Genomic DNA, 767 nt, shown 5'->3' with positions numbered 1-767 from the left:
GGCGAGAGCGACCGCGCTACAGGCGTTGCTGCGCGAGCAGGCCCCGCGCATCGAGGCGGATCGCCGGGTGACTGACGAGGTCATCGACGCGTTGACCGAGGCCGGACTGTTCAAGCTGACCGTCCCCCGCCGTTTCGGCGGTTACGAGACCGACATCCGCACCGTACTGGATGTCTCGGCCGCGATAGCGGAGGGTGACGGCTCCACCGGATGGGTGGTGACCCTGGTCAGCACCTGCAACTGGCTGGCCGGGCTCTTCTCGCCCCAGGCTCAGGACGACGTCTTCGGCGCCGACCCCGACGCCCGGGTGACCGGGGTGTTCAGCCCCACCTCCAGCAGCCGCAAGGTGGCGGGGGGTTGGCGACTGACCGGGCGTTGGTACTACAACTCGGGCTCCTGGCACTCCACCTGGGCCGTCCTGGGCATGCCGCTGACCAACGAGAGCGGGGAGGTGGTCGACCAGGCCATGGTGCTGGTGCCGCGCGCGGAACTGACGATGGAGGACGTCTGGTTCACCGCGGGCATGCGGGGCAGCGGGAGCAACTGCCTGATCGCCGAGGACGTGTTCGTTCCCGAGCACCGGGTGGCGTCCGTACCCGGCGCACTCGGCGGCGAGGACCTCGGCGGGCGGGGCGAGACGGGGCTGTTCCGCTCGTCGTTCGCGCCCTTCGTGGTCGCCGTCATCGGCGGCGTGCAGCTGGGGCTCGGTCGAGCCGCGTTGAAGCTGGTGGCCGACAAGGCCAGGACCAAGCCCGTCTCGTTCACCT

The 767-nt window shown here is 70.3% G+C and carries 1 protein-coding gene; it reads left to right on the top strand.

Going from position 1 to position 767, the window contains the following annotated elements; translation table 11 throughout:
- The coding region (locus tag KUM32_RS37165; protein WP_217146271.1) for an acyl-CoA dehydrogenase family protein at nucleotides 1-767 on the top strand (767 nt) is incomplete at both ends.

The sequence above is a fragment of the Streptomyces sp. AC627_RSS907 genome (genome assembly GCF_019049165.1).
Note: the sequence above shows the minus strand (reverse complement) of the source record. Positions and strands in the feature narration are given on the sequence as shown.